The 12,938-nt window shown below is 68.2% G+C and carries 9 protein-coding genes; 3 read left to right on the forward strand and 6 right to left on the reverse strand.

Translation table 11 applies throughout. The annotated features are described in order from the left end of the window. Positions 1 to 53 precede the first annotated feature (53 nt). The 3 genes from QYL93_RS10450 to QYL93_RS10460 are packed head-to-tail and all read right to left on the reverse strand — an operon-like array spanning position 54 to position 3,942. A complete protein-coding gene (locus QYL93_RS10450) occupies positions 54 to 2,408 on the reverse strand; it encodes a bifunctional diguanylate cyclase/phosphodiesterase (protein WP_305743599.1) in 2,355 nt (784 codons plus the stop codon). Further along, positions 2,405 to 3,046 (reverse strand): methylamine utilization protein, encoded by a 642-nt coding sequence (locus QYL93_RS10455; protein WP_305743600.1) that lies wholly within the window; start codon positions 3,044 to 3,046, stop codon positions 2,405 to 2,407. Before QYL93_RS10455 ends, QYL93_RS10450 begins: the two co-directional genes overlap by 4 nt. Continuing rightward, positions 3,043 to 3,942, reverse strand: coding sequence for a DUF4394 domain-containing protein (locus QYL93_RS10460; RefSeq protein WP_370876958.1), 900 nt, complete (start codon positions 3,940 to 3,942; stop codon positions 3,043 to 3,045). Before QYL93_RS10460 ends, QYL93_RS10455 begins: the two co-directional genes overlap by 4 nt. A gap of 393 nt (positions 3,943 to 4,335) precedes the next feature. Between QYL93_RS10460 and QYL93_RS10465 the strand changes: the two genes are divergently transcribed. Next, positions 4,336 to 6,030, forward strand: coding sequence for a methyl-accepting chemotaxis protein (locus QYL93_RS10465; RefSeq protein ID WP_305743602.1), 1,695 nt, complete (start codon positions 4,336 to 4,338; stop codon positions 6,028 to 6,030). A 9-nt stretch (positions 6,031 to 6,039) separates the two neighbouring features. Here QYL93_RS10465 and QYL93_RS10470 read toward each other — a convergent pair whose 3' ends face one another. Beyond that, on the reverse strand, positions 6,040 to 6,789 hold the full coding sequence (locus tag QYL93_RS10470) for a Crp/Fnr family transcriptional regulator (RefSeq protein ID WP_305743603.1): 750 nt from the start codon (positions 6,787 to 6,789) through the stop codon (positions 6,040 to 6,042). Positions 6,790 to 6,947: 158 nt separating this feature from the next. Between QYL93_RS10470 and QYL93_RS10475 the strand changes: the two genes are divergently transcribed. Continuing rightward, the gene (locus tag QYL93_RS10475) at positions 6,948 to 8,114 is read left to right on the forward strand and encodes an ABC transporter substrate-binding protein (protein WP_305743604.1); all 1,167 of its coding nucleotides are present in this window, start codon (positions 6,948 to 6,950) and stop codon (positions 8,112 to 8,114) included. A gap of 19 nt (positions 8,115 to 8,133) precedes the next feature. Here the strand turns inward: QYL93_RS10475 and QYL93_RS10480 are convergent, their stop codons facing one another. Both QYL93_RS10480 and QYL93_RS10485 read right to left on the reverse strand, forming a co-directional pair. Further along, the gene (locus QYL93_RS10480) at positions 8,134 to 8,907 is read right to left on the reverse strand and encodes a general secretion pathway protein GspB (RefSeq protein WP_305743605.1); all 774 of its coding nucleotides are present in this window, start codon (positions 8,905 to 8,907) and stop codon (positions 8,134 to 8,136) included. Positions 8,908 to 8,912: 5 nt separating this feature from the next. After that, complete coding sequence (locus QYL93_RS10485) at positions 8,913 to 10,670, reverse strand: ExeA family protein (protein WP_305743606.1); 1,758 nt, start codon at positions 10,668 to 10,670, stop codon at positions 8,913 to 8,915. 234 nt (positions 10,671 to 10,904) lie between these two features. Between QYL93_RS10485 and QYL93_RS10490 the strand changes: the two genes are divergently transcribed. Then, positions 10,905 to 12,851 (forward strand): long-chain fatty acid--CoA ligase, encoded by a 1,947-nt coding sequence (locus tag QYL93_RS10490; protein WP_305743607.1) that lies wholly within the window; start codon positions 10,905 to 10,907, stop codon positions 12,849 to 12,851. Positions 12,852 to 12,938 lie beyond the last annotated feature (87 nt).

The raw sequence follows: 12,938 nt of genomic DNA on the forward strand, positions 1-12,938 counted from the left end.
CATTTGGGCGGGCAAGCTTGCAAAGCGGGCACCAAATGAAGGCCCCGCAGCCGCTATGGGGTGGTGGCGTTGGCGATCTGGCGGGACTGCCAGGCCAGAAAGTCCTGGGCCTCCAGTGGGCGGCAGATGTGGTAGCCCTGAGCCTCGTCGCAGGACAGGGCGCGCAGCCGGTTCAGGATGGCCAGGGTCTCCACCCCCTCGGCCACCACGGTGAGGCCCAAGTTGTGGGCCAGGTCGATGGTGGAACGCACGATCATCGCATCGTCCTCGCCGGACTCCATGCCCATCACGAAGGACTTGTCGATCTTGAGCTCGTCCACCGGCAGGCGCTTGAGGTAGGCCAGCGACGAATACCCCGTGCCGAAATCGTCGATGGACAGCTTGAAGCCCTGCTCGGACAGCCGGTTGAGCATCGCTTCGGCGCGCTGGGGGTCGTCCATGATCGCGCTCTCGGTGATCTCCAGGCAGAAGGCGCTGGCCTGCACGCCATGGCGTGCAAGGATGGTGGCCAGGCGCGTGCTGAGCTCCGGGTCCAGCAGGTCGCGCGTGGAGAGGTTGACCGATATGCGCAGCGGCATGTCCGCCGTGCGCGGGTCGGCCAGCAGGCGCGCCACCTCCTCGAAAATCCACAGTGTGAGCTGGCGCACGAAGCCCGTCTGCTCGGCAAACGGGATGAAGTCCATCGGCGGCACCAGGCCGCGCTGCGGGTGTTGCCAGCGCACCAGAGCCTCGGCCGCCAGGCCCGCCTGGCCGTGCAGCGGCACCTTGGGCTGCAGGTACAGGCGCAGCTCGTTGTGCTCCACGGCGCGGCGCAGCTCGGTCAGCAGCGACAGGGTCTGTGTGCTGGCCGAGTCGAACGAGGCGTCGTAGCGCAGCGCACCGCTGAGCTTGCGCTTGGCGGCATACATCGCGATCTCGGAGCGGCTGAGCAGCGTGTCGGCATCGTCGGCATCGGCCGGCCAGCAGGCAAACCCCATGCCGGCGCTCAAATCCACGGTCTGGTCCTCGAAGGCCAGCGCCTGCTCGAACGACTGGTTGATGCGCTGGGCGAGCGCGTAGGCCTCCTGGGCATCCGTGCGCAGCAACAGCAGGGCGAACTCGTTGCCGCCAAGCCGGGCCACCATGTCGCCTTCACCAGGCAACTGCATTTGCAGGCGCTCGGCCACCGCCTGCAGCAGGCGGTCGCCGAAGGCATAGCCGAGTACGTCGTTAACGTGCTTGAAGCGGTCCAGGTCGAGCGTGAGCACCGTCAAGGGCTGCACCAAGTCTTCCTGCTGTGAGGCAATGGCGTGCACCACGGCCTCGCGAAAGCGCTCGCGGTTGGGCAAACCCGTGAGCCGGTCCCAATAGGCAAGGCGCAGGATCTCGGCCTGCTGGCTGCCGATGTCCAGGCGCATGCGGTCAAAGGAACGGGCCAGGTTGCCAATCTCGTCCTGGCGGTCGGTGTGCCCCAGCGGCACTCCGTATTCGCCGCGCGACAGGCGCTGCGTGGCGGCCAGCAGGGAGCGCAGGGGCGTGGCCAGGCGCTGCGCCACCAGACCGGTGCCCGCCGCAAACAGCAGCACGCCGGCCACGGTGATGATGGCCAGCAGCACCTGCAATTGCTGGTAGGGGGCGACCACCTCGTCCACCGACCGCAGCAGCAGTGTTTTCACCTCATTGCCCGCGTTGCCCAGGGGAGCCTCGCGCACCAGCAGCGTGCCTTCAGCGGTCTTGAGCTCGGCCAGCGGCAGGCCCTGGTGTTGCAGCCCCGCCAGCGCGGGCGCCGACAGCGTGGTCACGGGCACCGACACACTGCCATCCACCCCCCTGACCACCACGGCCACCTGCACCGATAGCAGCTGGCGCATTTCCTCGGCAAGTGGCTGCCCGATGGGGAAACCCATCAGCACCCAGCCGATGACCACCGGCGCACGCATCGGCACCATCACGAACTGGTAGGGCACGCCGGCCATCACGGCCACCTGGCTGCCCTGCGGCTGGGCCGCGAGCGGGGGCACCACCTGGCGCAGCGTGGAGGGAAAATCCAGCATGTCGTCCGACAGGCTGGCCGCACGCAGCTCCAGGTCGGTGCCCAACAGTGCCGTCACGGCCGCGCCGATGCGGCTGCCGTGGTTCTCCAGCACCGACTGGATGGTCTCCGCATCGTCCGAATTGATGGCCGAGCGAAAGCCATAGTCGGCCGCCAGCAGGGCCGAGCCCTGGCGCAGCTTGTCCGCGTTCTGGTCCAGCAGGCGCCGCCAGACGTTCTCGTCGGTATCCAGGGCGCGGGCGATCTGGCTGCGCGCATTGCGCTCGATGCTGGCACGCACCACGGCAAAGCCCGCCGCCTGCACGATGAGCAGCAATAGCAGCGAAATGCCCACCAGCTTCAGGATGAGGCTGCGCCGCAACAGGGACAGGTTCAAGGCTGCAGTCCCGCCATGCGCACCGAGGCCGTGGCCATGCCCGTGGCCGGCACGGTGATCGCCTGCTCCAGCGCGGCCGCACCCACCGGCAGGCGCGCATGCCAGGTGCGCAGCTTGTAGGCACCGGGCGCCACGTTGTCGAGCAGGGCCTTGCCCGTGCCAGAGGGGCTCTTGGCGAAGTAGGGCGTGTCCACCACCAGGATCCAGCCGATCATCTGGTCGTGGATATTGCAGCCGAGCAGCACGACGCCCGCCTGGTCGAACAGAACAGGCTTGGAAGGGGTTCCGGTATACAGCTTGAGTTCGAACTTCTTGGTCGGCGAAAAGGAGTAAACGTGGTGCCGAACCGTATCGCGATTGGGAAACAACACCTCACTGCCCACCGGCACCACCATCACAGACGGTACGAACTGGCGCTTTTCCTGTGCCATCTCCACACCGGGCAAGGGCTTGGTCAGACGCCGCGCGTCGGCAGATTCCAGGAACACGATGGCATCGGCCAGAGGCTTTCCCGCCGTGTCCAGCACCTCCACCTGCACCGAGGAAGCCTGCGCCACGCCCGCCATGGCCGCCACACAGCCCGCCAGCACACACCAGTGCGCCAGCAGCCGTTGCGCCAGGACGGGCCGCGAACTCATGGCTCTATCGCCATGCCCGCCAGAGGGGCCCCACTGCCGATCACGCCCAGCGATACGGCACGGCCGGTCTCCAGATCGACCTTGTACAGGCGCGAGCGCGGATCGCCGGAAGTGCGAGTGGCCAGCAGGGCCACGTTGCCCACGTCGGAGATGTCGAAGGAGGCATCGGACAGCGGCCCCAGGCCCAGCGGGCCCACGGTGCGCAACTGGCCGCTGTTGGGCGAGACGACCGGGGTGGCGCCCTCGCGCGAGCCTTGCATCACCAGCGCGCCCCGGGCACGGTCGACGGCGTAGTTGGTGGTGATCTTGCTGTCCTGCGGGTTGTAGGTGTAGCCGGCGGCCACCACGTCGGGCACGCGGCCAACATTCACATCACCAGGCGCGTAGTGCAGCACGGGGTCGGGCTGCACGCCCGGCTGGGCGGGGTCGCCATCGACCACGGCGCCGGTGTCCGGATGCAGCCGCAGGTTCAGCCCGGAGGACGACACCACGCGAATTCGGTCCGCCGCCGGATTGAAATCGACACCGAAAGACCCACCCGTGAGCGCCAGTGCGGCCGGCGCGGAGCCCACCGCCGTCAGCGCCCCGGAAGAGATGTCGAGCGTGTACAGGCGCCCCGCTTGCGAAAGAGCATAGAGCACACCCTTGGCCACGCGGAAGTCCACCCCGACCAGCCGCTCGCCAGAGGCCAGGCCCGTCACGCGCCGGCGCTCCAGCACGGCGTCGGGCCGGCGTGCATCGAACACGATGAGTTCGTGGTCTGCCGTCACGGCCACAAGGCGTTCACGGCGCTCCGAGGCGTCAGGCATCGGGCCACTGGTACATGCGGCCAGACCCAGCAACACCATCGTGGCCAGGACACCGCGCAGAGGGCGGGAAGTGCGGAAGCGGCTCATGGAAGACCTTTGCTGAAACTGTAACGGGTTTATACCCGATAGGGCTTCGCCATGTTGCACTAGAGTGAACATCCTGTGGTGGCACTCCCGTCAAAAACGATAGCGCCCGCTCCATGCGCAATATGTAACAGGGGGGCTTTTGATGGCGTGCGAATCGGCAACCACCCAAGGGTTCCCCCTGGCCTGCACCCATGCCCCGGGCAGGCACCTAATATGTAACAGTGGCCATGCGCGCTGCGCATGGGGCCATCCTCAAGCCTCATAACACTTTGTGACATTTGTCCCTACACTGTGTATGCCCACCCTGCGCCACGATAGTGACAAGCCCCCTGCCTGCCTGGGCACCGTTATTGCTTCGTGTTAACCCATTGCATTCAACCGCCAAGGACCTCCATGCCGGCCGCCTCGCCTATCAAATCCCTGTCGATCTCCAGCCGCCTGGGCCTGGGCTTCGGTTGCCTGCTGGTCTTGCTGATGGCGGTGGCCGCCGTGGGCCAGCTCTCGGTGGGAAAACTGCACGAGCATCTGCAGCAGGTCACCGGCACCGGTGCCACCAAGACCCGGCTGGTCAACGAAATGCTGGACAGCGTGAGCGCCATCGGCATCCAGAGCCGCTCTGCCGCCATGCTCAACGAGATCGATCCCAAGCAGGCCCGCGACCAGATCAAGAACGCTGAAAAATCCGTGCAGGGCTATGCGCGCCAGGAGGCCAGCCTGTCGGACCTGTTCAAGGCCGAAGGCACCACCGATGCCGAGCGCAAGCTGCTGGGCGAGGTACAGGAGTTCGGCCGCAAGAGCCGCCCCGAGCTGGACGCCGCGATGAAGGCCGCCGACGATGGCGACACCGTGAGCGCCACGCTGAACCTCATGACCAAGGTCGCGCCGCTGGAAACCGCCTGGCGCGGCAAGCTGGCCGAGCTGATCGAACTGCAGAACACCCTGAACAGCCAGGCCACCGCATCGGCCGAGGTCACGCAGAGCCGGGCGCGCTGGACGGGTGGCGCGCTGGTGCTGCTGGCCATCGGCCTGGGCGCCCTCATCGCATGGCGCATCACGACCAGCATCACCGCACCCATCGGTCGTGCGGTGGTGGTGGCCGAGCGCATTGCACGCGGCGACCTCACATCGCAGGTGGAAGTGCGCATCCACGACGAGACCGGCCGCCTGCTTGAAGCCATCGCCGCCATGCAGGACCGCTTGCGCAGCCTGGTGGGTGACATCGGCGGAACGGCAGAATCCATCCTCGTAGCCAGCTCCGAAGTCGCCTCGGGCAACCTCGACCTGAGCCACCGCACCGAGCAGACTTCGCACAACCTGCAGGGCGCCGCGAATGCCCTGGCCGACCTGACGGGCACCGTCTCGCAAAGCGCCGACGCCGCACGCCAGGCCAACCAGCTCGCCTCCTCGGCGTCGGCCGCAGCCACGCGCGGCGGTGAAGTGGTCTCGCAGGTGGTGCGCACCATGGACACCATCAGCGGCAGTTCGCGCAAGATCGCCGACATCACCAGCGTGATCGACGGCATCGCCTTCCAGACCAACATCCTGGCCCTCAACGCCGCAGTGGAGGCCGCGCGTGCCGGCGAACAGGGCCGCGGTTTTGCCGTGGTGGCCAGCGAGGTGCGCAGCCTGGCTGGTCGCGCCGCCCAGGCCGCCAAGGAAATCAAGACGCTGATCGGCGCCAGCGTCGAGCATGTGCAGGAGGGCAGCACCCTGGTGAACCATGCGGGCAAGACCATCGAGGAGCTGGTGATGTCCGTGCGCCGCGTGTCCGACATCATGGGCGAGATCACCGCCGCCACGCAGGAGCAGAGCCAGCGCATCGGCGAGGTCAGCCACTCGGTGGGCGCGCTCGAAGAGATGACGCAGCAGAACGCCGCGCTGGTGGAGGAAGGCGCTGCCGCCGCCGACAGCCTCAAGGAACAGGCCAGCCGCCTGACGCAGATGGTGCACACCTTCCGCCTGAGCCGCAACGGCACCGACGATCGCGAATGGCAGGGCGGCCCCGAGGCCATGGCAGCCGTCACCGGGCCCACGCCCACCCCACTGGCTCAACGCGCGGCGAGCGTGCGCGCGCTGCCGCGCGGCTGACCGAACCCGCTACGGCGCGTCGGCAGCTGCGGCCCGCGGCTCCGCCAGCCGCTGGAAGATGCTGGACTGCAGCGCCGCCAGGTCCAGCACCCGCAGGCCGCCGTATTCCACGCGGATGGCGCCCTCCACTTCCAGCGCCGCCAGCGCCTCGTTCACGCGCTGGCGCGACAAACCCACGAGATAGGCCAGCTCCTGCTGCGTGATGCGCAGCACCTCGCCCACCCCGGGGTACAGCACCGGGTTGAACAGCGAGGCCAGGCTGCGCGCCACGCGCACGTCGGGGTTGTTCAGCCGGTCGATCTCGCGCGCAGCGATGAACTGGCCCAGCCGCTCGTTGAGCTGGTTCATCACGAAGCGGTTGAAGCCAATGGAATGGTCCAGCAGCCAGTGGAAGGTGTCGATCGGCAGCCCGGCCACGATGCTCTTGCGCAGCGCCTGGATGTTGTAGCGGTAGGGCTCGCGCTTCATGGCCGTGCCCTCGCCGAACCAGCCACCAGGCGGTACGCCGGTGTAGGTCATGGTCTGGCCCTGCGCGTTGTCGCTGCTCATTTTCAGCAGCCCCTCCACCACACCGAACCAGTAGGTCACAGGCCGGCCCACGCGGCACACATAGTCCCCCGGCGCGGCATCGCCCACCAGCAGGGCCGCCTCGGCGCGTTCGCGCTCGGCGGGCTGCAGCGGCCTCAGCCACGGAATGTTGGCCAGCTCGGCCTCTGTGGGCAGGCGCCGGCGCTGGTGCAGTGACAGATCCTGGTTCATGGAGCGCGATGTGGGAAGCAAGGCTGGCGGAGTGCGTGCGGGAATACCACGATGCGAATTGTCGCCGCAACGATAGATCTGCGCCAATCGCCTGCGGATGATGGCCGCCTGCCAGGCATTTTCACGCGCGGCCACGACCCCAAGGAGACACCATCACCATGACCACAGGCAGCACCCACACCCCGAGCCCGCGCTTGCAGCGGCGCACTTTGCTGGCCAGCGCCATCGCCCTGCCGCTGGCGCACTGGGGCAGCAGCGCCACGGCACAGGAGGGGGCGATCCGGATCGGCCAGTCCACCGCCCTCACCGGACCGCTCGGAGACCTGGGATCGGCCATGCACCAGGGCGCCAAGGCGGCTTTTGCCGGCATCAACGCCAAGGGTGGCGTACACGGCCGCGCCGTCGAGCTGACCACGCTGGACGACGCCTACGAGGTCCCCAAGGCCCTGGCCAATGTGGAAAAGTTCCTGGCCGACTCGGGCACCTTCGCCCTTTTCAACTGCATGGGCACGCCCATGATCGAGGCCATGCTGCCCAAGGTGGTGGACAGCGGCGTGCCCTTCTTCGCCCCGTTCACAGGCGCCCAGCTCACGCGCACGAAGAACGCACGCAGCGTGTTCAACATCCGCGCCAGCTATGCCGACGAGGCCGAGAAGCTGGTGCAGCACCTGTCCACCATCGGCATCCAGCGCATCGGCATGGTCTACCAGAACAACGCCTTCGGCAAAGAGGTGTTCACGGCAGCCCAGCAGTCCATGGGCCGGCTCAAGCTGCCCGCCGCCGTCACCGTGACGGTGGAGAACAATGCCTCGGACGCCGGTGCTGCGGCCTCCAAGCTGGCGGGCTCCGACCTGGAAGCCATCGTCATCGGCCTGGCGGGCAAGCCCACGCTGGAGTTCGTGAAGGCCTTTCGCGCACTCAAGCGCGGCGTGACGCTGTATGCGCTGTCGGTCATGGGCACGCCAGCCACGGTGAAGGCGCTCGGCGCCGACGCCACCGGCATGGCCATCTCGCAGGTGGTGCCCCTGCCCTCCAACGTGGTGATGCCGGTGGTGCGCGAATTCCAGGCGGCCTGGAAGGCCTCGGGTGCCACGGCCGAACCTTCGCACCTGGCGCTGGAGGGCTACCTCAACGCCCGGGTCTTCGCCGAGGCCCTGCAGCGCGCCGGCCGCAACCCGACGCGCGCAGCCTTCATCGACGCCACCTGGAACCTCAAGAAATGGGATCTGGGCGGCTTCGAGGTCAACGCCAGCACACCCGACCGCAATGCCTCGCGCTTCGTCGAACTCACCCTGATCGGCCGGGATGGGCGCTTCTTGCGCTAGGTTCTGTTAACCCCATGGGCTACTGCGGCGCGACGGCGTAGCGGTAGCCGCGGAACGACCACACGGTACGGCCCTGCTCGATGCGTTCGAGCTTGAGCCCCGGCGCGGCCTGATCGCCCTCCTGCAGCACCTGGCCGTTGACGATGGCCATGCGGTGCGCGGGATTGCTGGAATAGGTGGCGCCCGTGACCTGCAGCGCGGGCAACTGCTCGCGCACCGAGGGCGGCAGGTCGTTCTGGGCGAACACCGGGCCGTTGGGCGGTGCGGCAGCAGGCGCCGCCGCCACGGCGGGTGCGGCAGCCAGGGGCGGCTGCGCGCGCGCGGCGGGCTCGCGCTGCACCTCGGCGTCACGGGGGCGTGCAGGCGCAGCCACCCCGGCCGGCTTCTCACGCACCGGCTCAGCCAGGCGCAGTGGTGCCACCGGCCGCGGCTCCACCCTGGCGGGCGTGATGGGCGGGCTGGCCACAGGCGCTGGGGGCGCGGGCATGGCGGGTGGTGCCACTGCGGTAGCCGGTGGTGCAACGGGCGCGACAGACACAGGGGGCTGCGGCGTTGACGCAACGACCACCCCGCTGGCAGGCACACCACGCTGCATGACCCACCAGGTCCCCCCGGCGGCCAGGGCGGCCACGGCCACCACGGCCGACCCAATCACCAGCAGGTTGGCAGAACCGGCCCGGTCAGCCCCCGGGGAGGCGCTCGTCGCGGGCATGGCCTGCGTATGGATGCCCGGCACGGCGCCCCGGCCCCGCTCGGCTTCTGCGCGCCGCAGCGCATCAAGGATGTAGGACATGGGGATCAGGCTCCGGTGCGCAGGCGCGGCTCTTTCACGCCGGTGGCGCGGTTGAGCAGTATGAGGGTCAAGGGGCCAGCGCGGCCATCGGGCGTCACGCCCTGGGCCATCTGGAACCGGTGGATGCGCGACTGGCGCAGTGCCGGCGTCATGGGCCGGCTGCTGGGGCCCAGGCCCCCGGCCGCCTTGGACGCCAGGCGCGCGTCGAGCCAGGCTGCCCCCGCCGGGCTCTCGGTGATTTCGCCCTTGTCGGGCATGCCGGGCGGGGCGCGCCACAGCGTGACCATGTCGCCGCGCCAGACCTGCGCCAGGTCGGCCAGCGGCACGTGCAGCGTGCGGCCACCGCTCTCCAGTGTGGCCAGCTCCGCATCCAGGCTGCGCAGCACGGCCGATACGGCGTTGTCACCCTCCTCCGAGGGGAACAGCGTAAGCAGCACGGGCCGGTCGATCTGGCGGATCAGGTTCAGCCCCGCACGGCGGTTGCGGTAGCAGCGCAGCCCGTCGCGCGGCAGCGTGGTGCAGGCGTCCGCGCCATCGGGCAGCGTCGCGCCCCAGGCCGACGCCAGAGCCTGCCAGGCCGATACGTCGTTGGACGCCTGCGCCAGCAGGAACTGCTGCAGCCCGGAAAGGGCAGCGGGAGCCGCTGCGACCGATGCCGCAGAGGCCGCTGGCGCCGGCACGGCAGCAGATGGCAAAGCGGGGGCAGAGGCCGCCGCTGCGGGCGGCGTCGACGCGGTGCTGGACGCACTGCGCTGCGGTGCCGCCGCTGGCGTGGCCACTCGCCCCGCCGCACCTGGTGGGCCCTGCAAGGGACGCACGCCCAGGGCCCAGCCGGCGGCAGCCACGATGGCAGCCCCAGCCACCACGCCCACCCCGGCCACCGCCCAGCGGGGCAGCCCCCCCTTGGCGTTGGGAGTTGCGGCAGCCCCCGATGCAGCCACCGGTGCACCGAAGACCTCGCGCGCGGCCCGCTCGACGATGGCCGTGCTGACTTCACGCATGCCGGCCGCATAGGCCCCCAGCAGCGCCCGGTCGCACAGCAGGTTAATGCGCCGCGGTATGCCGCGCGACAGCGCATGCACGCGCCTGAGGGCGCGCCGGCTGAACGGCACCGGTCCGTGCAGACCGGCCACGGCCAGGCGGTGCGCGATGTACTGCTGTGTCTCCTGCGGGCTCAGCGCGTCCAGGTGAAAGCGCGCAATCACGCGCTGGGCCAGTTGCTCCAGCGAGGGTCGCGCCACCATGCTGCGCAGCTCCGGCTGGCCGATGAGGATGATCTGCAGCAGCTTGCGCTCGCTGGTCTCCAGGTTGGTCAGAAGGCGCAGTTGCTCCAGCACGTCGGCTTCGAGGTTCTGCGCCTCGTCGATGATGAGCACGTTGTTGCGCCCGGCGGCATGCGCGGCCAGCAAGGATGCGTTGAGCGGGTCGATGCAGTCCTTCACGGTCTCGTGGCCCGGCACCGCCGCCTTGTGCGGCACGCCGAACTCGTCGCAGATCGAGCGCAACAACTCACCCACCGTGAGCTTGGGGTTGAAGATGTAGGCCACGTTGCAGTGCTCGGGGATCTGCTCCAGGAAGCACCGGCACACCGTGGTCTTGCCCGCGCCCACTTCGCCCGTGAGCAGGACGAAGCCGCCCCCGGCATCCAGCCCGTACAGCAGGTGGGCCAGGGCCTCCCGGTGCCGCTCGCTCATGAAAAGATAGCGCGGGTCGGGGGCGATGGAGAACGGCGGGTGCTGAAGACCGAAGAACGGGGCGTACATGCCCGTGAGGATACCGCCCCACGGTGAAGTGCCCGGAGATACCCCGCCTGCTGCCGCCGCCAAGCCACTGCCCCAAGGGGGCAGGGTTTCACCCAAGGGGTAGTTTCCCGTAAATTGTCGTCGGCAAGACAAGATGACGTCAAAGTCGGCCCTAGCATCCCTCCATCACGCAGCCACAAGGCCGCGCTCCCGGCTGTCACCGGGCGGACATCCCCTCATTTTTTAGGAACCGGAATGAAGACCACGTTCCCGCAATTGCTGCTCAAGCACGCCGCCGAGCGCCCCACGGCTGCGGCCCTGCGCGAAAAAGAATATGGCATCTGGCAAGCCCACAGCTGGGCCGACCTGGCGACGCTGGTGGAGCATGTGGCGGCCGGCCTGCACCAGGCGGGGCTGCAACGCCATGAGCACATGGTGGTGATCGGTGCCAACCGCCCGCGCCTGTACGCCACCATGCTGGCCGCACAGTCGCTGGGCGCCGTTCCAGTGCCGCTGTACCAGGACGCCGTGGGCGCCGAGTGCATCTTCCCGCTGAACAACGCCGAGGTGCGCTTTTGCCTGGTGGAAGACCAGGAGCAGGTGGACAAGCTGCTCGAAATCCGTGAGCAGTGCCCGCAGATCGCCCGCATCTTCTTCGACGACCCGCGGGGCCTGCGCAACTACCAGGAAGAAGGCCTGTCGTCACTGGATGCGCTGATCGAAACGGGCAAGGCCTTTGCCGCCCAGCACCCGAAGTGGTTCCGTGACGAGGTCGCCAAGGTACAGCCCGAGGACGTGGCCGCGATGTTCTTCACCTCGGGCACCACGGGCAATCCCAAGGGCGTGGTGCACACCCACAGCACCTTGCTCGATCGCGCCTCGGCCGGCGCCGAGTTCGACAAGCTCACCGGCAGCGAAGAGGTGCTGGCCTACCTGCCCCCGGCCTGGATCGGCCAGAACATCTTCAGCTACGCGCAGTGGCTGGCCTGCGGCTACGTGGTCAACTGCCCCGAGTCGGCCAGCACCGTGACCATCGACCTCAAGGAAGTGGGCCCTACCTATTACTTCGCGCCGCCGCGCATCTTCGAAGGCCTGCTCACCAGCGTGATGATCCGCATGGAAGACGCCGGCACCCTCAAGCGCAAGATGTTCCAGGCCTGCATGGCCGTGGCCCAGCGCGTGGGCCCGGCCCTCATGGACGGCGCGCCCGTGGGCGGCCTCGACCGCATCAAATACGCCCTGGGCAACCTGCTGGTCTATGGCCCGCTGCGCAACAACCTGGGTTTCTCGCGCGTGCGGGTGGCCTACACGGCGGGCGAAGCCATCGGGCCCGACCTGTTCACCTTCTACCGCTCCATCGGCATCAACCTCAAGCAGCTCTACGGCTCCACCGAGACCGCCGTTTTCGTCTGCCTGCAACCCGACAATCAGGCGCGCGCCGACACCGTGGGCGTGCCCATCCGCGGCGTGGAGATCAAGGTGGCCGAGAACGGCGAGATCCTCGTCAAGTCCGCCGGCCTGCTCAAGGAGTACTACAAGAACCCCACGGCCACGGCCGAGGTGCTCACGGCCGACGGCTGGTACCACACGAGTGACGCCGGCTTCCTCGACGCGCACGGCCACCTCAAGATCATCGACCGCGTGAAGGACGTGGGCCGCATCAAGGGCGGCGCCAACGACGGCGCCATGTTCGCGCCCAAGTATGTGGAGAACAAGCTCAAGTTCTTCCCGCACATCAAGGAAGTCGTTGCCCTGGGTGACGGCCGCGAGAAGGTGTGCGTGATGGTCAACATCGACTTCGACGCCGTGGGCAACTGGGCCGAGCGCCGCAACATCCCCTACGCCGGCTACACCGACCTGGCGCAAAAGCCCGAGGTGTACGAGCTGATCCGCGAATGCGTGGAGAAGGTCAATGCCGACCTGGCCACGGACGCTTTGCTGGCGGGCAGCCAGGTCAGCCGCTTCCTGGTGCTGCACAAGGAGCTCGATGCCGACGACGGCGAGCTCACGCGCACCAACAAGGTCCGCCGCGGCTTCATCGCCGACAAGTACGGCGTGCTGGTCGAGGCGCTGTACGCCGGGCGCACCGAGCAGTTCATCGAAACCCAGGTCAAGTTCGAGGACGGCCGCACGGGCAGCGTGAGCGCCACGCTCAAGCTGTCGGACACCAAAACGTATCCCAGCATGCGGAGCGCCGCATGATGGGATCGTTTCAGAGAAGGCTCACTTGCGAAGCAAGTTATGCCGTAACTAAGACCTTCGCCTCCGTCAAGGCCGCCGCATGAAACC

This window comes from Acidovorax sp. A1169 (assembly GCF_030704685.1).
GTDB lineage: Bacteria > Pseudomonadota > Gammaproteobacteria > Burkholderiales > Burkholderiaceae_C > Acidovorax.

Coding starts and splice junctions, on each gene's coding strand:
- QYL93_RS10455 (WP_305743600.1), bottom strand. CDS start 3,046: ATGAGTTCGCGGCCCGTCCTGGCGCAACGGCTGCTGGCGCACTGGTGT.
- QYL93_RS10460 (WP_370876958.1), bottom strand. CDS start 3,942: ATGAGCCGCTTCCGCACTTCCCGCCCTCTGCGCGGTGTCCTGGCCACG.
- QYL93_RS10465 (WP_305743602.1), top strand. CDS start 4,336: ATGCCGGCCGCCTCGCCTATCAAATCCCTGTCGATCTCCAGCCGCCTG.
- QYL93_RS10470 (WP_305743603.1), bottom strand. CDS start 6,789: ATGAACCAGGATCTGTCACTGCACCAGCGCCGGCGCCTGCCCACAGAG.
- QYL93_RS10475 (WP_305743604.1), top strand. CDS start 6,948: ATGACCACAGGCAGCACCCACACCCCGAGCCCGCGCTTGCAGCGGCGC.
- QYL93_RS10480 (WP_305743605.1), bottom strand. CDS start 8,907: ATGTCCTACATCCTTGATGCGCTGCGGCGCGCAGAAGCCGAGCGGGGC.
- QYL93_RS10485 (WP_305743606.1), bottom strand. CDS start 10,670: ATGTACGCCCCGTTCTTCGGTCTTCAGCACCCGCCGTTCTCCATCGCC.
- QYL93_RS10490 (WP_305743607.1), top strand. CDS start 10,905: ATGAAGACCACGTTCCCGCAATTGCTGCTCAAGCACGCCGCCGAGCGC.